Annotated in this window: 19 protein-coding genes and 1 pseudogene; 5 read left to right on the forward strand and 15 right to left on the reverse strand. The window is 70.2% G+C overall.

Annotated features, from left to right (window positions below):
* Position 1 precedes the first annotated feature (1 nt).
* Positions 2–607, reverse strand: a complete 606-nt coding sequence (locus tag ABT112_RS16555) for a DUF5701 family protein (protein ID WP_351510207.1) — start codon at positions 605–607, stop codon at positions 2–4.
* A gap of 331 nt (positions 608–938) precedes the next feature.
* Here ABT112_RS16555 and ABT112_RS16560 point away from each other — a divergent pair, with 331 nt between their 5' ends.
* Entirely contained in the window at positions 939–1,607 is a 669-nt protein-coding gene (locus ABT112_RS16560) for a TetR/AcrR family transcriptional regulator (protein WP_351510093.1), read from the forward strand.
* 53 nt (positions 1,608–1,660) lie between these two features.
* On the opposite strand, the gene ABT112_RS16565 is transcribed toward ABT112_RS16560, so the two are convergent.
* The 6 genes from ABT112_RS16565 to ABT112_RS16590 all read right to left on the reverse strand — a co-directional run bounded on the left by ABT112_RS16565 (position 1,661) and on the right by ABT112_RS16590 (position 5,694).
* The gene (locus ABT112_RS16565; protein WP_351510209.1) at positions 1,661–1,849 is read right to left on the reverse strand and encodes a DUF397 domain-containing protein; all 189 of its coding nucleotides are present in this window, start codon (positions 1,847–1,849) and stop codon (positions 1,661–1,663) included.
* A gap of 31 nt (positions 1,850–1,880) precedes the next feature.
* Positions 1,881–2,654: a hypothetical protein gene (locus ABT112_RS16570; RefSeq protein ID WP_351510095.1), complete on the reverse strand. Its 774-nt coding sequence runs from the start codon at positions 2,652–2,654 to the stop codon at positions 1,881–1,883.
* Between the two features lie 21 nt (positions 2,655–2,675).
* Positions 2,676–2,891, reverse strand: a complete 216-nt coding sequence (locus ABT112_RS16575; RefSeq protein WP_351510097.1) for a M10 family metallopeptidase domain-containing protein — start codon at positions 2,889–2,891, stop codon at positions 2,676–2,678.
* A 1,239-nt stretch (positions 2,892–4,130) separates the two neighbouring features.
* Entirely contained in the window at positions 4,131–4,379 is a 249-nt protein-coding gene (locus ABT112_RS16580) for a DUF397 domain-containing protein (protein ID WP_502975368.1), read from the reverse strand.
* Between the two features lie 219 nt (positions 4,380–4,598).
* Positions 4,599–4,886: a DUF397 domain-containing protein gene (locus ABT112_RS16585; protein ID WP_351510099.1), complete on the reverse strand. Its 288-nt coding sequence runs from the start codon at positions 4,884–4,886 to the stop codon at positions 4,599–4,601.
* Positions 4,870–5,694, reverse strand: a complete 825-nt coding sequence (locus tag ABT112_RS16590; protein WP_351510101.1) for a helix-turn-helix domain-containing protein — start codon at positions 5,692–5,694, stop codon at positions 4,870–4,872. Before ABT112_RS16590 ends, ABT112_RS16585 begins: the two co-directional genes overlap by 17 nt.
* An 86-nt stretch (positions 5,695–5,780) precedes the next feature.
* Here ABT112_RS16590 and ABT112_RS16595 point away from each other — a divergent pair, with 86 nt between their 5' ends.
* Positions 5,781–6,287 carry an ATP-binding protein gene (locus ABT112_RS16595; RefSeq protein ID WP_351510103.1) on the forward strand — a complete coding sequence of 169 codons (507 nt, stop codon included), beginning with the start codon at positions 5,781–5,783 and terminating at the stop codon, positions 6,285–6,287.
* Between the two features lie 349 nt (positions 6,288–6,636).
* Here the strand turns inward: ABT112_RS16595 and ABT112_RS16600 are convergent, their stop codons facing one another.
* Entirely contained in the window at positions 6,637–8,793 is a 2,157-nt protein-coding gene (locus tag ABT112_RS16600) for a bifunctional glycosyltransferase 87/phosphatase PAP2 family protein (protein ID WP_351510212.1), read from the reverse strand.
* A 553-nt stretch (positions 8,794–9,346) separates the two neighbouring features.
* Between ABT112_RS16600 and ABT112_RS16605 the strand changes: the two genes are divergently transcribed.
* The 3 genes from ABT112_RS16605 (at position 9,347) to ABT112_RS16615 (ending at position 12,222) form a co-directional block, all read left to right on the forward strand.
* Positions 9,347–9,673, forward strand: coding sequence for an antibiotic biosynthesis monooxygenase family protein (locus tag ABT112_RS16605; protein ID WP_351510214.1), 327 nt, complete (start codon positions 9,347–9,349; stop codon positions 9,671–9,673).
* 421 nt (positions 9,674–10,094) lie between these two features.
* Positions 10,095–11,534 carry a sensor histidine kinase gene (locus ABT112_RS16610; RefSeq protein ID WP_502975369.1) on the forward strand — a complete coding sequence of 480 codons (1,440 nt, stop codon included), beginning with the start codon at positions 10,095–10,097 and terminating at the stop codon, positions 11,532–11,534.
* 7 nt (positions 11,535–11,541) lie between these two features.
* Complete coding sequence (locus tag ABT112_RS16615; protein ID WP_351510104.1) at positions 11,542–12,222, forward strand: response regulator; 681 nt, start codon at positions 11,542–11,544, stop codon at positions 12,220–12,222.
* On the opposite strand, the pseudogene ABT112_RS16620 reads toward ABT112_RS16615, so the two are convergent.
* From ABT112_RS16620 to ABT112_RS16650, 7 genes and pseudogenes are all read right to left on the reverse strand, one after another.
* Positions 12,181–12,903: pseudogene (locus ABT112_RS16620) on the reverse strand (phosphatase PAP2 family protein); the annotation flags it as partial. The gene ABT112_RS16615 and the pseudogene ABT112_RS16620 sit on opposite strands and share 42 nt — an antisense overlap.
* A gap of 219 nt (positions 12,904–13,122) precedes the next feature.
* Positions 13,123–13,701 carry a hypothetical protein gene (locus tag ABT112_RS16625; RefSeq protein WP_351510106.1) on the reverse strand — a complete coding sequence of 193 codons (579 nt, stop codon included), beginning with the start codon at positions 13,699–13,701 and terminating at the stop codon, positions 13,123–13,125.
* 95 nt (positions 13,702–13,796) lie between these two features.
* The gene (locus tag ABT112_RS16630; RefSeq protein WP_351510108.1) at positions 13,797–14,621 is read right to left on the reverse strand and encodes a hypothetical protein; all 825 of its coding nucleotides are present in this window, start codon (positions 14,619–14,621) and stop codon (positions 13,797–13,799) included.
* Between the two features lie 498 nt (positions 14,622–15,119).
* Positions 15,120–16,034 carry a hypothetical protein gene (locus ABT112_RS16635; protein ID WP_351510110.1) on the reverse strand — a complete coding sequence of 305 codons (915 nt, stop codon included), beginning with the start codon at positions 16,032–16,034 and terminating at the stop codon, positions 15,120–15,122.
* Positions 16,035–16,056: 22 nt separating this feature from the next.
* On the reverse strand, positions 16,057–16,917 hold the full coding sequence (locus ABT112_RS16640) for a hypothetical protein (protein ID WP_351510112.1): 861 nt from the start codon (positions 16,915–16,917) through the stop codon (positions 16,057–16,059).
* Complete coding sequence (locus ABT112_RS16645) at positions 16,914–18,152, reverse strand: putative T7SS-secreted protein (RefSeq protein ID WP_351510114.1); 1,239 nt, start codon at positions 18,150–18,152, stop codon at positions 16,914–16,916. The genes ABT112_RS16640 and ABT112_RS16645 overlap by 4 nt, the downstream gene beginning before the upstream one ends.
* The gene (locus ABT112_RS16650; protein WP_351510116.1) at positions 18,149–18,421 is read right to left on the reverse strand and encodes a hypothetical protein; all 273 of its coding nucleotides are present in this window, start codon (positions 18,419–18,421) and stop codon (positions 18,149–18,151) included. Before ABT112_RS16650 ends, ABT112_RS16645 begins: the two co-directional genes overlap by 4 nt.
* Positions 18,422–18,559: the final 138 nt, after the last annotated feature.

The raw sequence follows: 18,559 nt of genomic DNA on the forward strand, positions 1-18,559 counted from the left end.
GTTACGCCGTGCCCTGCCGGCCGCCCGCCGAGGCCATACCCAGCCAGGTGTGCGGGTTGCCCTGCCAGCACCAGCCGAGCTTCGGGGCCTTCTGACCGATCCAGATCGCCGGGACCCGGCGGTCGCCGCACCGCGAACCGCCCAGCGAGAAGCACTTGTTCTTGACCAGCACCTGCGGGAAGTGCGTGATGAGCGCGATGCCCTCCTCGATGGTCAGCAGGGTGCGCCCCCGCGCGGCGACGGCGTGCATGGCGTCGTTGGGGACGACGCCGCAGAACTCCTCACCGCGTTCGATGTCGAGGAGGAGATAGGCCTTCCGGTCGGGCAGTTCGGTCTCCTCGGTGGCGACGAACCGTTCGAGGGAGCCGGGCTCGAAGGAGCGGTCGACGAACCCCGGCAGGCGCCCCTTGTGCAGGACGGTGCGGGGCATCGTCTCCTCGATCGGCGCCACGTCCCGCGTGACGACCAGCAGGAACGGCACCCGACCGGCCTCGGGGCCGTACGCACCGTCCCGCACGGCCTCGGCGCGGGCACGCAGCGGGGCCACGAGGGCGGCGAAATCCGCCTCGCCGAGACCGGCCATGGCCGGGTATCCGAGGTCCGTCATGGTGCGGACCTGGCGGTCGAATTCGGTTCCGGCGTCGAAGGCTTCCTGGGTCAACTGGGTCCTCTCGTCGCGTTCAGGCCCGGTCCCGACGGGCGACGGGCCGGTGGGGTTACTGGAAGAGCCGAGCTCAAGGGGGCCGCGGGTCCGACCCGAGGCTGCGGCACCCGACGCTCCGGACGCCGACGATCCCCTGTGACGCCGCCACTGCCGAGGGGCGGAAGCGGACGGCACCTCAGCAGCGCAGCTTTTCCGAAATTTACGACGAGGGTAAAGTTATATCCGAGGCAAGCAAAGTGTCAACACAAAAGTACTACCGGGGTAAGATTTTTCCATGCGTACGGAGTCGAGCACCACGACGGAGAGCGCGAGCACGGCCGCGACGGGCCTGCGCGAGACCAAGAAGCGCGAGACGCGGCAACTGATCTCCGACCGGGCAACCGAACTCTTCCTGGCGCAGGGCTTCGAGCGGACCACCATCGCCGAGATCGCCGACGCCGCGCGCGTCGCCAAGAAGACCGTGACGAACTACTTCCCGCGCAAGGAGGACCTCGCCCTGGACCACCAGGACGAGTTCGTCGCCGGCCTGGCCCGCGCCGTCGCCTCGCGGGAACCGGGCGAATCCGCCTTCTCCGCGCTGCGCCACGCGTTCCTGTCCGCCGTCGCCACGCAGAATCCCGTCGCGGGCTTCGCCGGACCGGAGTTCACACGCATGATCGCGGAGAGTCCGGCGCTGTCGACCTGCCTGCGTGGCCTGCACGACCAGCGCGAGGACGCCCTGGCCATCGCCCTCGCCGAGGCCACCGACGCCTCCCCCGACGACGTCTGCCCACGTACCGCCGCGTCGCTGTTGGGCGGGGTCCACCGGGTACTGTTCCGCCGCATCCAGGACCTCACCCTGGCGGGCCGCTCCGGCCAGGAGATCGCCACCGTCCTCGAAGCGGAGGCCACCGAGGCGTTCGACCTGCTCGAACCGGCCCTCGCGGGCTACGCCCGGGCGTGAGATGGCGTGTTGGGTGGGGTGTGGGGTGCGGTCACCCCACACCCCACCCAGCCTCAGACGGACGGCAGGGCCTGACCGCTCTCACCATGAAACTCGCCCCGCGCAGCGGCGGACACGAAGGCCGCGAACGCTTCGGAAGTGAAGTTCAGGGCCGGGCCGTTCGAGTCCTTGGAGTCGCGATGGCGACAGCGTAAGCCGCGACGGCGACCTCGACGCAGTTGAGGCCGCCGTCCACACCGAATCTGGACCGCTCCGCCTCTCGCCCAGCCCTTCTCAGCGACGGAGCCTGTCCTTGCCCGACTCCTGCGCCACCTGCTTCAACTGGTCCACATCCGCCGTGAAGTGTGTGCCACTCTTCTTGGCGGGAAACCCCTTGGCGCCGGAGAGACTTGCCACGACCTCCGACCGAGCCGTTGCTCGGGAACCACTCACATCGAAGATGCCATTGTCACCCGACAACGGCACATAGAAGTCCTTGCTGACGCCGGTAATGCCGGGCGACTCGGCATCGGTGATGCGTTCCAGATAGAGGACGGTCGACTTGCCCTCAACAAGCTCGGACGCCCCGTCCATCTCCACCGCCGAAGTGTCGATGTTGCCGACCACTAATTGATCTCCTACGGAGACCTCCGGACCTGACCCCTCAGTGATGACGTCGTCGACTTCGTACCGCAAGAAGACCATCGGCAACCCATCATCATCCGGACCCTTGCCGCTCACTCCGGGAGGCGCCGGCTTGGACTCGGTATGAGATGGGGAAGGGTCGGGGGCCGGCGTCTCGTCACTCTCGTCCCCTTCGGGTGGATCGATCGTGGGCTCGATGTCCCCGCCCTCGTCCACCTCCTTGTGCATCGTTGCCACAACATGGCCACGTACAGCGATGTCCGAGGTGGTCGTCAGGCTTTCCACGCTCATGTATGCCGGGTAGTCCGCTTCGATATGAGGTTTGGCTTCACCTCCAGTTCCACCTTCACCAGGAATTGAACATGCCGCCAGCAGGAACGCGCCCAGACCGAGCGCTAAGCCCCTCACAGCCTGTTCCCTCATCTGCACCACCCTTCGCTTTGCTCAGTACTTGGCCAAGACGCCCTGCACATCGTCATACCAGGGTCCATCACTGTGGCACCCAAACTTCACCGTCCCCTGCTTCATGACAGAAGGTCCCGGGTTTCTACAGGTAAGCGCCTCGTGACCGAGGCCGTACGCATGCCCGATCTCATGCTCGGCGACGAGGTACTTCTCGCGCTTGGCAAGGCTCCTCATCTCCCGCGAGTTGAACTTCATCTTCACCTCGTCGTACGACCAATACCCTGCAGTGCACCCGGACCAACTCGTACTCGCCCAGGCTCCCCAACTGTAACTTCCGTCACGCACTTCGATGCTGGGGTCACCATTCCGCTTTTCATGCCGAAAGTAACCAGTGGCTCGGGTCGAGTCCCATCTACCCTGAGCATGATTGAATGCCTTGTAGTAAGTACTCGTTATGTCGTAGTAGCGGTAGGAGATGGCAGGATTCCAGCTCAGGCCCCAAAACTTCCCACACAGGTGGTGATACGCCTGGGCCGGAGCAGCCGAGACCAAGCTTGTAGTTGCCACCAGCGCGAGGACCGCCAGTGCGCTCAACACCCAGGACCGCACGACCGGCACGGCATTAGCGGCCCTAGCGACGCATCGAAGACTTAACCGCTCCAAGGATTTCCCCCAATATCCACATGGAATCGCATTATTCCCAAGCACCACCAGCCGTCAAGCGCACGGTCGCACCATTGGGAACCAAGAGGGAGCGTCATCACACATTGGTGCCACCGTCGCCACCCACAGAAGAATTCTCCGTGAAAAGCAGCAGACTCAAGATCGATCTCGAAAGTTCACCGCACAGGTTCCAAAAACACCCATGAGGCATTGCTCCCCCGTCCGGAAATCAACCGATCCCCGGAAAGCGCCCTCAACGTACTGCGATGACTGGCGGAACCGCAACATCATTGAGAGCCCCATACGTTCAGCGGAATCCGCGCGCGGCAGCCAATCCAGGAAGAGTCACAGGACGATGGACAGCTCTCCCCCTATCCGGAACCGGGGAATTTCCCGCATCTCACCCGCATGAGACGCAGGTCACACCAACCGTGCGCCTGAGGGTGGCAGTCGAGGCCGACTTCCGCGCACACCTCCCGGCCACCTGCCCCTCGCGTCGAATCGGCGCGCCCAAAGCCCTACCGTGAGCCGCCGACTTCCAACTGCACCCCCTAAGCGGCGCCGGGGCTCGCTGATGCGACACCTACGCAAAGGCGGTCCGATGCTTGCGGGAGTCTTGCCCAATCGCCGCAGCACACCAGGAGCGGCGGTCAGGGCTGGCGCCACGGGAACTGGTCCTGATCCACCACGGCATGGCATCAATCAAATGCGGCAGTGCCACACCGCTGGACGGACCGGGGCCAGAGCTTCGCTCGCAACGACTCAAACCGGGGCCATTGGCTGCTCATCAGGCCCGTCACGTCGCGCAGCGTCTGATTCTTTGCATCCGAATCACTGGCCCACTGCGCGGAACTCGCACCGTGCGGCGGCCGATACGAAGGCAGCGAGCACGTCGGGAGAGAATGTCAGGGCCGGGCCGTTCGGGTCCTTGGAGTCGCGGACGGCGACGGCACACGAGGCAGCGGCGACCTCGACGCACTGACCGCCGTCGTCACCGCTGCAACTGGACATACGCCACTGCGCTCCGGTGAGTTCAGGGAGCCCCCAGCGTTCCTCCATCACCCGGGCGATCGACTGCACCAAGCCCCACAGAGGGAGCAGCTGCCTGCCCTGTGCCCGTGACCGCATCGAGGGGGCTTCAAGCCGCGCAGAAACTAGCCACGTCCGAGAGGGGACAACGAACCGGTCCCTGTTGACCGGCGATAGGACACAGGCCGAGAGCTGGTGGCCCGGTCGGCCGGAGTGCGGGCGCCAGCGATTGGGCCCGCACTGTGTCACCAGTGCCAGGACAACAGGCACTCAGGCCTTCGTGGAGAATTCTCCGGTCGCCGCGGCGGTCACGAACGCCGTGAAGGCCTCCCGGCTGAACGTCAGGGCCGGGCCGTTCGGGTCCTTGGAGTCGCGGACGGCGACAGTGCAGGGAACAGCGGCAATCTCGATGCACTCACCGCCGGTGTCGCTGCTGTAGCTGGACTTGCGCCACTGGGCGCCGCCCACTGGTGCACACTCGATGCACTCACCGCCGGTATCGCCGCTGTAGCTGGACTTACGCCACCGCGCGCCGCTCAGTTCAGGGGTGCTCCCCATAGCGTTCCTCCATCACCCTGGCGATCGACGCCGCCGAGTCCTCCACGGAGAGAGCGGCGGCCTGGAGGTGATCGTAACGGAGCGAACGTGCCTTGACTTCATGCGGATTGGCCCTCAGGTGCCCTGGCCCGTATCCCTCGTCGTAGAGGATGTCCGGGTCGTCCTCGAAGCGGAGCAAGGTAAACGATCCCGGCAACCCGGCATGAGCTCCCACCTCAAACGGGAGGACTTGAACCTGGACCCACTCCCACTCAAGGAACTCCAACAAGTGGGCAAGTTGCTCTCGCATCACCCCCTTGCCGCCGATGACCTGGTAGAGAGCGGCTTCGCTCAGGATCACCCAGGCCAACGGCGGGTTCTCCCGCTCCAGGATGCGCTGCCGCTCCAGCCGCGCCGCGACGCGTTCGTCCAACCGGTCCTGCTGGAGCACGCCGAGAACGGCTCGGGCGTACTCCTCGGTCTGGAGCAGGCCATGCACCAACTGCGCCTGGAAGCTGTAAATGTGGCTGGCTTTCGCCTCCATCTCCGCGTACGGCTGGAACCAGGACGGCAGTTGGCTGCGCAGCACCAGCTTGAGCAGCCGCATCAGCGCGCCGTCCGTCCCCAGTGCGGCGTCGACCCGCTGGGTGAAGGCGCGGGTGGGCAGTTTGCGGGCTGTTTCGATCTGGCCGATCAGGGAGCCGGTGCAGTAGATGATCTCGCCGAGTTGCTGTTGGTTGAGGCCCGCCGCCTCGCGGAGGCGGCGCAACTCGGCGCCGTAGTAGTCGAGGGGGGACGCACTCGGGTCCAGGTCACGGATGTTCGCCATGGGTTACCCCTTTGCTCAACCCACCGTTGTGGCGTGTTGCGTTCGATCCGTAGCCGAGAGTAGTCGCGGGCACTGACGATGGTGCTGTGAATGTGCCAATTGACCTCGTTCCGGCCATCGTTCATCCGGCCCGTCAGTACCGGATGGCGTTCCAGGTCGGTGCGCACTCCGCTCGGCATCTGCGGCGGATCGTCCGTACGTATCTCCAGCTCTGGGAGATGGAGGAGCTGACCTGTGCCGCCGAGCTGGCGGTGACCGAACTGATCGCCAATGTCGTCCGTCATGTGCCCGACCGGCGCTGTTCCGTGCTCGTGCTGCGTCTGCCGAAGGGGCTGCGGGTCGAGGTGGCGGACAGCTCCCCGACCGTGCCCACCATCCGTGCGGCGGAACCGTTCGAGGAGGGCGGGCGGGGGCTCGCGATAGTGGCGGCGGTCGTGGACGACTGGGGCGTGGACGTGTCCGCCGGAGGCGGGAAGACGGTCTGGTTCGAGTGCGCGGCCGCTTCCTCCGAAGACGGCGCGGGTCCGTCGGGAAGCGACGCGAGCGAAGGTTCGGCCGGCGGCACCCGGTGCCGTCACGACGCGCCGATGTGACCTGTCCGGACCAGCGCTGACGCTTCGAGTGGCGGGGCGGTCCGCTTCATCGGATGCTGAACGTGCGGCGATCCGGCGGGGCGGCGGAGACCGGCTACCGGCCGGTCTCCGCCGCCCCGCGTCGCCCTGCGTCGCGCCCCCACACGCATGGCCCCGCGTCGTTCCGCGTTGCCCCGCACTCGTTGCTCTGTGTTGCCCTGCGTAGCCCCGCACCCGCTGCCCCGTCGCTCCTCCGCGCCCGCGGCCCGCCCTGTCCGCTCGGGCCGCCGTGTCCGCATGGCCCGCCCTGTCCCCGCGGCCGACCCTGTCCGCTCGGGCCGCGGTCGTTCTCCACCAGGTCAGCACCAGGTCATCCACCGGCCGCGTGTTCGGGCACCGTCTCCGGCGGAATCTCGTGCGGGTGCGCCTCCCCTGCCGGGTGCGTCTCCCCGTCCCCTTTCGGGCGCGCCTTCCCCGCCACGTGCGCCTTCCCCTCCGGCCCGGCCCCGTGCGGCTTCCCCTCCGGCCCCGCCACCTGCGCCTCCCCCTCCGGCCCCACCACGCGCGGCTTCCCTTCCGGCCCGGTGTCCCCCTGCGGGGATGCAGTCCCGTCCCGCGGTTCCCGCGTCCGTCCCATCAGCACGTACTGGAGCGCGAAGCCCAGCGCGACCACCAGGGCCCCGCCGACCGCGTCCAGCAGGTAGTGGTTGGCGGTGCCGACGATCACCAGGGTGGTGACGACCGGGTGGAGGAAGCCGACCGGTCGCAGCCACCAGCGCCGTACGAGCAGGGCGATGACCACCGCGCACCACAGCGACCAGCCGATGTGCAGGGAGGGCATGGCCGCGTACTGGTTGGAGATGGCCGTGAGGACGCCGAAGCGGGGGCTGTCGAAGTCCTGCGGGCCGTTCAGGGTGTCGATGTACCCGAGGCCCGGCATCAGCCTCGGCGGGGCGAGCGGATACAGCCAGAAGCCGAGCAGCGCGAGGAGCGTGGTGATGCCGAGGGCGGTGCGGGTCCAGCGGTACATCGCGGGGCGGCGCACGTACATGAGGCCGAGCAAGGTCAGCGGGACCAGGAAGTGGAGGTTGGTGTAGGCGAGGTTCATGACGGTCCGCAGCCACGGCACACCGGCGACCGCGTGATTGAACCCGCGCTCCATGTCGATGCCCAGGGCCCGCTCCCAGCCCATGATCTGGCGGCCGTGCCGTTCCGCCACGGCTCGGCCCCCGGCGGCCGAGCCCCGGACGTGCGAATAGACCCAGTAGAAGAGGCGGATCAGCAGGAGTTCGAGGAAGATGTTGGGCCGGTCCAGGGGGCGGCGCACGCGGCGCAGCAGCGGGAGCGCGCCGAAGCGGCCGGGGGCCGGTTCCCCGTAGATGGTCGGGATGGGCACGGCCCAGTGCGGGTCGCGGCGCGACAGGAACGGCACGACGCAGGCCGCGGCGACCGCCAGCAGCAGTGGGGCGTTCTCGCCGATGAGGCGGATGCCCTTGCTGGTGGGGACGATGGCGGCGCTGCTCAGGGTCATCACCATGACGACCGCGACCGGCCATACGAGCCGGTCGGCCTTCCGCCTGCCGACGCGGCCGACCACGGCGAGCAGGATCCAGAGCTGCTGGTGCAGCCAGGCGGTGGGCGCGACGGCCACGGTGACGCAGCCGGTGAGCGCGATGGCGAGGAGCAGCTGGCCGTCCCGGGCGCAGCGGGCGGCCCGGCGCAGTCCGAGGACGGCGACGACGACGGCCAGCGCGCCGTAGAGCGCCAGTTCGGCCGGTCCGCTGAGGCCGAGCCGCAGGAGGACGCCGTGCAGGGACTGGTTGTGCAGGCTGTCCGCGGGTTCGCCGAGCCCGGCGCCCGCGATGTGGTGGAACCAGTACGTGGCGGAGTCGCGCGGCATGACCGTCCAGGTCAGGGCGGAGATCCCGGCGAACGTCCCGGCGACGACGGAGGCCGCGCGCCGCCGTCCCGTCAGCCACAGCAGCGGCGCGAACAGCAGCACGGTCGGCTGGAGGGCCGCGGCCAGACCGATGAGGATCCCCGCCCGGCGGTCCGGCAGGCGGGGCAGGAAGCCGAGCATCACCAGCAGGACCGGGAGGATGCTGGTCTGGCCGAGGGTGAAGGTGTTGCGGACCGGGAGCGACACCACCATCAGGCTGATCGCGGCGGGCGCGGCGAACAGCGCGGTGCGGCGGGCCACCGGGAGCGGCAGGGCGCGGGCGGCGACGAAGCCGAGGGCGACGACGAGCAGCAGGGTGCCGAACGTCCAGAAAACGCCCAGCCCCTGTTCGGCCGCGCGGGTGACCGGCCTGAGGATGAGCCCGGCGAACGGTGTCCCGGCGAACGTCCCCTTCTCGTACAGCGGTCCGGGCATCCGCAGGACGCCGTGGTCGCCGGTCCAGGTCTCCAGGTCGGTGAGCCGTTGTCCGGGCGGCAGGCGCAGGACGGCGGCCGTCTGGCGCGCGGCGAGCAGGCCGGCCAGGAGCCAGAGGCCGCCGAGGATCAGGGCCCTGCGGAACCGCGGCACCTCGGCTGCCGCTGTCAGTCCGCGTCTCGGTACCGTCGCCACGCCCTGCGCTCCCGTATCAACCCGTCGTTGGGAGCAGGTCGATCGGATCGCCGAGGACCCCTGCCGCAGACGAAGGACACCAGTTCGCCATCTGAAAGCCGCTGCATCTGAGAGCCGCCGTGGGCCACTCGCTCGAACAGTAGAGGCGGGTGGCGAAGCTCCGCATGTCGGCGGTGGGGCCGCCGGGTGCCGTCGGATATCCGCGGGACGGGCGGGAGGACGGAGGGTGGGCGGAGGGGTGGGTGGACGAGTGGACGGAGGGGCGCGGAGCTGCCGGGAGCGGCGGACCGGGCGGGTGCGCCCTGCGGCCCGCTCCGGTGCACGCGCGGGCTCCCGTGCAGGCGTGGGCTCCCGTGCACGCGCGGGCTCCCGTGCAGCCACCCTCGCCGCCGCCCTCGTCGTCTCCGCCGCCACCGGCCTTGTCGTCGCCCTGGTCTGCGCTCGCGCCGCTGCCCGTCCCGTCGCCGCCCTCGGTCGCGCCCCCGCCGGGGCACTACGGCAGGATGGACGCATGAGCATCGTGAAGATCAATGTCCTGACCGTGCCCGACGAGCAGCGCGAGGTGCTGGAGAAGCGCTTCTCCGCACGGGCGGGGTCGGTGGAGAACTCGGACGGCTTCGAGTGGTTCGAACTGCTGCGGCCGGTCGAGGGGACCGACACCTACCTGGTGTACACCCGGTGGCGTGACGAGGCCGCGTTCCAGGCGTGGATGGAGGGCCCGATGAAGGCCGCGCACCAGGGCGGCGGCGAGGGCGCGCCGAAGCAGAAGCCGGCGGCGTCCGGTTCCACGCTGTGGTCGTTCGAGGTGGTGCAGCAGGCCGCCCCGAAGCAGGGCTGACCGCACCCCGCGGCGCAGAGCCCGACCACCGGCCCACGGCCCGGGAGACGGCATCGCGGCCGGGCTCCGGGGAACGGCCGGCGCCCGCCGGGGAACCGAGGTCCGCGGTGCGGCCGGCGGCGGGTACGCCGGCCGCAGCGGGCCGACGGGCGCAGGCTCGGGGGCGGTGGACACGGCTGCACCGGGTCGCACCCTGCGTAGCCACATACGACCAGTGGACGGCGGGCGGCGGCAAGGGCCCGCAACTCGTCTCTGCCGGGGTGCGGGATGCCGGGCTGCGGGATGCCGGGTTGCAGGGCGCCGGATTTCGAGCTGCCGGTGCCGGGTGTGAGTAGTGGCGGTGCCGCCTGGATCGATGTGGACTTTCGGCAGTGGTCGGACGGCGCCCGATGTCCGTACCGTCACCTCCGTGGACAGCACAATGATCAGCGGTGGGACTGCGAGCGGAACCGCTGTTTTACGGCGGGCACTTGATCCTGGGGCCCTTCTCACAGCGGCTGCTGTGGTGGCCGCCGGTCTGAGCGTGATGAACCTCTGGTGGGCTGCCCCGACCGCCATCGCCGCGTTCCTGGCAGGACGACGGCCTGGACGGACGGCGCCGACAGCGCTCGCCCTGGTCGCGATTCTCGCGGCCAGTGTGGTGGCCCTGTCCGTCGTTCCTGCTTGGCTCCCCCTGGCCGGCCGCTTTGTCACAGTGGTGGTTGCAGCCGGGATGCTGCCCTGGTTCGCGGGCCGGTTCTGGTGCCAGTATCAGCAGCTTGTCCGGGCCGGGTGGGAGCGCGCCGATCAGCTGCAGCGCGAGCAGCAACTGATCGCTGATCAAGCCCGGCTGCGCGAGCGGGCACGCATCGCTCAGGACATGCATGATGTCCTCGGCCATGACCTCAGCCTGATCGCCTTGTCGGCCGGCGCACTCAAACTCGCGCCGGGCCTTGAAGAGCGCCACCAAAGGGCCGCGGGGGACATCCGAGCCAGATCCGCGGCCGCTGTGGAGCGTCTCGGCGAGGTGATCGGTGTCCTGCGGGAGGAAGCCGACACCACGCCGATGGACCCCAACCATTCCAGCCTCACGGGTCTGACCTCCGAGGCTTCCGCGGCCGGCCTCACAGTGGAGCTGCGCGTCGGCGGCGAGGCGGACGACGTGCCGCCCGTGGTCGAACGGGCGGCTCACCGGGTCGTGCAGGAAGCTCTGACCAACGTTGCCAAGCACGCGTCCGGCGCGACCGTGACGGTCCACGTGACGCATACGGCAACAGAGACGAAGGTCGTCGTGGAGAACGGCCCGCCATCATCTGCGGCCAACCAGCAGCCCCGGCCTCGGAGCGGAGGGCACGGCCTGATCGGTCTCGACGAACGGATGCGGTTGACCGGCGGAACGTTCGACCACGGCCCGCGCGACGAAGGCTACGCAGTCGTCGCGCGTATCCCGCACACCCCGTCGCCGCCGCCACCGCCGCTCGCGCACTCGGCCTCTCCCGGTGACGAGCTGCCGCAGGAACATCGCCGCGCTCGGCGCCGGGTCGGCCGGGCCCTGGTCGCCGCGGTCATGGTGCCCCTCGTGACGGGAGCTCTGCTGAGCGGAGCACTCATGGGCTGGGAGATGCTGTCGGCGTCACGGTCGGTCCTGGACCCACGCGACTATGCCCGCCTGTTCGTAGGGCAAGATCGTTCCGAGGTGGAGCGTCTCCTGCCGGACCGGCAGACGAACTACCGACCGCTGACTGCCGAGCCGACGGGAGACGGCACCACGTGCGAGTACTACGCGATGACGGCCGACCGGTTCGACGACCGGTCCGGCGACGCCTACCAGCTCTGCTTCCGGGAGGACACCCTGGTGTCCCTGGACACGATCACCCCGTGAGCGCTCGATGATCCGGGTGCTGATCGCCGACGACGAGCCGATGATCCGCGCAGGGGTACGCGCCGTTCTTGCCACGGATCCGGACATCGAAGTCGTCGCCGAGGCCGTCGACGGGCACGACGCCGTGGAACTGGTCCAACGCCATCGTCCCGCGGTGGCCGTACTCGATATCCGCATGCCGGGAATCAACGGCATCGACGCCGCCGCGGAAATCCGCACCACCGTGCCGGCCACGAGCGTCATCATGCTGACGACCTTCGGTGAGGACGACTACATTCTCAAGGCACTCGGCGGTGGCGCGGCAGGCTTCCTGGTCAAGTCGGGCGAGCCGGAGGAACTGATCACCGGAGTCCGTGCGGTGGCCGAAGGCGCCGCCTACCTGTCACCGAAGGTCGCGGCCCGGGTCATCGCGCACCTCGCTGCTACGGGCGCGGGCGCCCTGGCCGGTCGGCGCTCCGCCGCCCGCCACCAGGTCGACACCCTCACCGCCCGGGAAAGAGAGGTACTGGCCCTTCTCGGAAGCGGCCTGTCCAACGGACAGATCGCCCGGCGGCTCCATGTGGTGGAGGGAACGGTCAAAGCCCACGTGAGTTCCATCCTGGCGAGGCTGGGCGTCGACAACCGGGCCGCTGCCGCGGTGGTGGCCCACGAGGCCGGGATCATTCCGCCTCAGCCTTCCCAGCCGTGACGCCGCCCCCTGGGCAAAGGGCATGAACGCGAGCAGCACCGCCGCCACGACAGCGCCGCCGAGCGTCGCGCCGGCGAGCACATCGTGCGGGTAATGCACCCCCACCAGCACACGCAGCAGCGCGGCAGCCCCCGCCAGCGGCAGCGTGATCGCGGCGAGGCGGGGCCGCAGCACGGCGAGACCGACGGCCAGCCCGGCGGCCAGGGTGGCGTGGTTGCTCGGGAACGACCAGTCCCCCGCTCCGGGGCATGCCGCGACCGATTCGGCGCCTGCGCGTAACGCACGGCAAGGACGCTCCTCGTCCACGACGAGCTTCACCGCTTCGCTCACCGCATAGGCCGCTACAGTGCCGAGACCGGTGAGGACGGATCCGGCGACCTCCCGTACGTCTTTGCGGCGGATCGCCGTCCACCACATCCAGACCAGCAACATTCCGAGGATCACCAAAGTGCCCTCGGTGGCCACTTCCAGGAGAGGGCCCAGCCACGACGGTGCATCCGCCACCGCCCCGGCAACCGACCGGTACGCGGACGCCGAAGCTCCACCCGTGACCTCGACAGCATCAGCCTCGCCCAGCCCACGGGGGGACAGCCACGTGACGACTCCTGCTCCCACGCCCAGGGCGGCCAACGCGCCGAGCAGCCGACCGACTCGGACTTTCTTTCGCGGTTCTTGTTCCATGAGCCCGAACGTAGAAGCGGGAACAGCCGGGAACCCGAGCCGAACGGCAACACCGGAGCTTGACGATCGTCAGGGTTGACGGCTCCGGGCGCCTTCGTTCCGCGTCATCGGACACACACCCCGACCTTCGACGAACCTTCGTCTTCTGAAGATCACTCCGCAGGGCCGCCCGGAGCGCGCAGAGCCTTCAAAACCCAGGTCATTCAACCCGGCGGCGGCTCAGACCTTCAGCAGCCGCTGCATCACATCGCGGTAGTCGCGGAGGGCGGTGCGGAGTTGCTCCGTACCCGCTCCGTCGCCGTCGGCCGCGCCCTCCTGCCAGGCGGTGCGGAGCAGGCGCCGGCGTTCGGCCAGGCAGGCGGTGATCCGGGCCGTCGCCTCCTCGAAGAGGGCGTCCGCCTCCTCGACGGACCGCCACGGGCCGTCGACGAATCCGATGACCGCGTTCTGGAGGCGGAGGGCGAGCTGGTCGCTCTCGGCCCGCGGCAGTACGGGTTTCACTCCGGGGCCGCCCACCCCGGTTCCGCGGACTCCGCGCCGGTCGCGGACGGCCGTCCGGTGCTCGGCGGGTGCCGCGCCTCCGGTTGCGGCGCCCGGGTGACCGGTGTGGGCCTCGCCCTCGCCGGCCGGGCCGGGCTGGTGCGGCACGCCGGAGATACGGGCCGCGCGGGCCGCCCGCCTGGCCTCCGCTGCCTCCGCTGCCCGGGGCGCGGAGCCGACCGCCCGGGGCGCGGAGCCGACCGCCCGGGGCGCGGCGGAGGCGCCGGATCCGGCGGATCCGGCGGCTGCCTCGGCCACCACCGGCCCCTGCGCGGCGGGCGGATCAACTGCATGAGCCGCCCTGCGTTCGTCGGGACGTTGTTCGTCGGGACGTTGTTCGTCGGGACGTTCCATCACGCACCGCCCTTGGTTGCGCCGGGGCCACGCTGGTTCATCGCCCACGGCAGGTGCAGGCGACCGGTGTTCGGCTTGCCGCTCCCGGCCCGGTCGGCCGCGTCCTGGTCAGCGGCGGCCCGGTTGCGAGCCGCGGCGCGCCCCCGCGCCGTGAAGCGGCCGGCCGGACGGTTCCGGCCGTGGTGGTCCCGGGGGTGGGAGGTGACGAGCTGTTCGAAGAGTGCGCGGGCGCCTACCAGGGCCTCACGCAGTTCCTCGGTCTCCGTCGTCCGGCTCTCACTCCCCGTCGTCCAGCTCCCGGTCTCCGTCCGGCTCTCGCTCCCCTTCCGGCTCCCGGTCTCCGTCCGGCCCGCAGTCTCCGTCCGGCCGTCGGTCACGCGCCGGGCCGCCGCGTGGATGCGGCGGTATCCGCCGACCTGTTCGGCGTGGTGCACCGACAGGGCGTCGACCTGCTCGTCGTAGGCGTCCGCCGGGAAGCCGCGGTCCCGGACCAGCCGGCCGAGCAGCCGGTCGGCCTCGGTCACCGCCGCGGCGGGCGAGTCGACGAACTGCTCCTGGATGCCGGCCCATCGGGCCACGTACTGCTCCCGGGCCGTTTCGGCCAAGGGCTGGACGCGCAGGTCGCCGTGGCGTCGCAGCCGCTCGCTGAGCTCCTTGTGCGCCGCCTTGGTGTCTCCGTCATGCCGGGCGACGGCCCGGTCGTACTCGGGGCCGAACCGGCGCCGCAGGCCGCTGCCGCCGCTCTGCAGCACCGGCTTGGCGAGCAGCAGCGCCACGATGACGGCAGCCGCAACGGCCAGGATGATGATTGCGCCAGTGGACATGTCGTGCCTTCCGCAGAGGTCCTCTCGTGCGAGGCTTTCATCACCGCGTGTTACCCGGCGCCCTGGCGGCAAACGCCCGCTCCCGGCAAGGCCGTCGGCCGCGCTCCGGGCCGACACCCCATCAGCCCAGGTCCACGCCTTCTCCGCAGGTCGATGCTGGTGTCGGCAGCCGACGATCCCGCCCGGCCTCACCGCGGTGAGGCGAACTGAGAGTGATCAACCGGCGTTTCGAGCGCGGCGTGCCGGTGGTCCCGGGGCCGGAGGGCCACCGGGGTCCGGGGAGGCGTGGAAGCCGGTGAGGCATGGGAGCCGGGAGGCGCGAGAGCCGGTGAGGCGTAGGAGCCGGGAGGCGTGGGAGCCGGGAGACGCGGGAGCCGGTGAGGGCCGTGGCACGCCGGGCGCCGCCGCGCCTACGCTGCCGGTGCGCCGCCGCGCTTACGCTGCCGGTGCCCGCCGCGCTTCGACTGCCGGTACGGAGTCCGGCCCCGTGCGCAGCACCTACGTCCGGTACTCGGGGCCGGGTTCCGGCTCCTGTACGACCCGTTCGCCGAAGCGCCAGGAGCCGCGGTTCCAGAAGGTCTCGACGCGCAGGCCCTCCTCGTGGGCGATCCGGGTCACGTGCTCCGGGGTCAGGCCGGGGTAGTCGCGTGGGGACAGGCGGATGTAGCCACGGCGGTCGACGTTCCGGGCCCGCAGCGCATCCCGCAGCCGCTGCTCCTGATCGCGAGGGGGTGCACCGTCCCGCGTCCGTCGGCGGGGCGTCGCCCGGCCGTGGCCCCGGTGCGCACGGTAGGCGGTCCGTCCGACGGCGGCGAGGCAGACCGCCGCCACGCCGCCCACGCCGAGCAGGTCACTCGTGGGGTCGGCCCCCTCGGGGGTGCGCGGGGACAGCTTCCCGGTGGGGTCCTCGATCACGGTGACGGTCCGTCCCACCGCGAACCGGTCGGTGTCGCTGACGAGTTCCGGCCCCGGGACGGGCAGCCCGTTCCGTTCGGTCAACTCGTAGTACCAGGTCCGGTCGCCACGGGAGCCGGTGTCGAGCCGCTCCGCCATGACGACGGCCCGTACGGTCCGCCCGCGCTCCCGGAGCACCAGATCCTCCCAGGCCGCCGAGCCGATCCAACAGCCCAGGGCGGACAGCAGCAGCACGCACACCGCCGCCGAACAGCCGGCCTCCGCCCCTCCGAGCCGGGCGAGGAGGGCGAAGAGACCCACCGCGTAGAGCAACCACAGCAGCGCGGTGAGGAGGGCACCGAGGCCGTCGGATCGGGCGGCCATGGCGTTCGTGCCGACGATCATGGCCGGGATGCCCACGAGCACCTGGCAGGATGCGGCGGCGGTGAGGCCCAACAGGCGGCCGGTGCTTCGTCGTCCGGTCCGCCGGCCGGCGGCGGGTGCGGTGCTGTCACTCATCGTTCTCCGGTCTTCCCCTCGGTCACCCGTCCGATCCCTCTCGGGACCCCTGCGTGGCGTCCGGCCCGGTGCGGTACCGCTCGTCGGACGCGACACCGGGCCGGACGACGGCGGGTGCACCGGACCCGGCATCGGGCCGGGGGGCCGGGGACCCGGCATCGGGCCGAAGATCCGGGAGCCCGGCATCGGGCCGGTCCTCCGGGCGGTCGACGGGCTCATCGGCCGAGACGGTGCACAGCAGTTCGGCCATCACCTGGAGATAGTTGTCCCACTGGTCGATGTCCTCGGTGGAGAAGGCGAAAACCAGGGTGTGACGGCCGGTGTGGAGCGGTACCGCGAGCTGCACCTGGCGCAGTGTCGTCACCCCGTCCTGCCCGCCCCCTCCGCCCTCTCCGTCCTCGGCGCCGAACAGCGCCGCCGGTACGGGTATGTCGTGCTCCACGGCGCAGAGCGCGGCCGGCCCGTACGGGAGGATCACCCCGCCGACCTCCGCATCCGGGTTCTCGGCGAACCATTGGTCGGCGATGCTCTGGGCCATGCCGAGGGGTTCCGACGAACCGAGGTGTTTGATGAACACCGCCAGCATTCCCTGGGACAGGCCGCCGTCGTCGCGTCGGCGGAGGCAGTGGGAGAGATGGACCGCCCCGGCGCCGAGCATCGACGCGACCGCGTATTCACCGGACAGGACGAGGCTGAGCCGCTGTTCCGGTGCGGCGTCGGGGAACAGGGCCTCGACGGCCTCGGCCATGCGCACGACGCGCTCCTCCGCGGTCCCGTCCAGGGACACCGGGAAGAACCCCGGAGGGAGTACGAACCACACGTCCGGCTCGTCGGCGGACAGGGTGAGGGGGACCGCCGGCGCGCTCCCGGGTCCGGCTGTCATCGTGTCTCCCATACGCCGAGGCCGATCGCGCTGCCGAGGCCCGCGATCCCGCCGAACCTGCCGCCGCCGCTGCCGGCCGCGACATTGCCGATCGCGGTGCCCCAGTTCGCGGCGTTGGCGGCGCCGTCGCTGGGCCGGGCCGCCGCGTACGCCGTCGGCGCGGTCCAGGCCAGTTGTCCGGTGGCCTGCACTCCGTCGGCGATGCGCTGGGCGTTGACCGCCGAGGCGCCCAGGCGGGTGGCCGCGGCCTCGACGGGCCTGGCGATCAGGGGAAGCGCCGGGTTGGCCGCTCTTGCGGCAAAGTTCGCTCCGCGCGCCCCTGTGGAGATGCCCACCTTCAGGCCGGCGGCCGCACCGGGGACGCCGCGAGCCGCACGCACCCCGGCGCCCACGCCCTTGGCGGCGGCGCCGAAGCCGGGAATGGCGCCCAGTGCGTCTCCTCCGAGGGTGAGGTAGTTGCCGATCTTGTCCTTCGACGGTGGCCACAGCCCCTCGGAGCCGTACTTGGCCCCGTGTGCCACGAGGGCGACAGCGCTCAGGGCGAAGGCCACGGGCGCCAGTGCCGGGAAGAAGATCGCCGCTACGCCGATCACGGAGGCGGCGACGGTGATCCAGTCGGCGTTCTCCTTGATGGCCTCGCCGATTTCGGAAAGGGCGCCACCGATTTTGTCGCCCAGCTTGTCCCAGAAGCCGGGCTCATCCGGGGCGATGTCACCGGCGTGCTGCAGACGCCGGGCGATATCGGCACCCTGTGATTCGAAGGCACTGTGCAGCCGGCGGGCCTCGGCCCGCAATTCCTCGACGTGGTCCTTGCCCTTGTCATCGCCGGCCCCGCCACTGCTTCCCCCGGCTTTACCGCGCTGTCCGGGACTATCGCGGTCGGAGGCGTCTGCGCCCTTCTTCGCGGCGTGGGCCCGCTCTTCCAGACGGCGGGCGCGGGCCTGGTAGCGCTCCAGGTCCTCGGCCCAGTCGCCGAGCGCCCCGCGCGCCTCTGCGAAGGAGGTCAGCGCCTTCTCCACCTTGGGGCGGAAGTCGTCGGAGAGAAGCTCGCGGAAGGCGTCGGCCGTCTTGCCGCGCCAGGCTCCCTTGTCGGCTCCTCGCAGGACGCGCACCACTTCGCCGAGCGCGTCCGTGGTCCTCTTGAGCGTGGCGACCACGGAGGTCACGGCGTGGTGGTCACCGGGGCAGGGCACGAATCCCAGGGTCGGGAAGTCGTCGACGGTGGGAGCGGTCACTTCTTCCTCGCCGCCTTGCTGAGCTGCCGGGCGAGTTCCCGGTCGAGTCCGGAGAACTTCTTCTCGATCCGGTCCAGCGCCTTGACGGCCTTACCCGAGAACTTCTTCAGCTGCTTGATGCCGTAGTTCCACTCGTCTCCGAACTCACCCATGCGCTTCTCCAGTTCGGAGGCGCCCATGGCGCGCGTATCGACCACGTCCATGGCATGGGCCGGCTTCGTGAGTAACTCGTCCACATGGGCAAGATTGGTGCGGACGCGCTGCAGCATCGCATTGTCTATGTACAGGTCGGTCATATCCCCGTTATTGCTTTCCAGTCGGCTTCGCATGCCCCCTCACCGAACTCGTCCGTCCGATTCCGGGGCCTTGTCACGGGCCTCTGACGTATGCCGGAATTCCCCCCGGCG

The organism is Streptomyces sp. NPDC002055, assembly GCF_040296705.1.
In the GTDB taxonomy this organism is placed as follows: Bacteria; Actinomycetota; Actinomycetes; order Streptomycetales; family Streptomycetaceae; genus Streptomyces.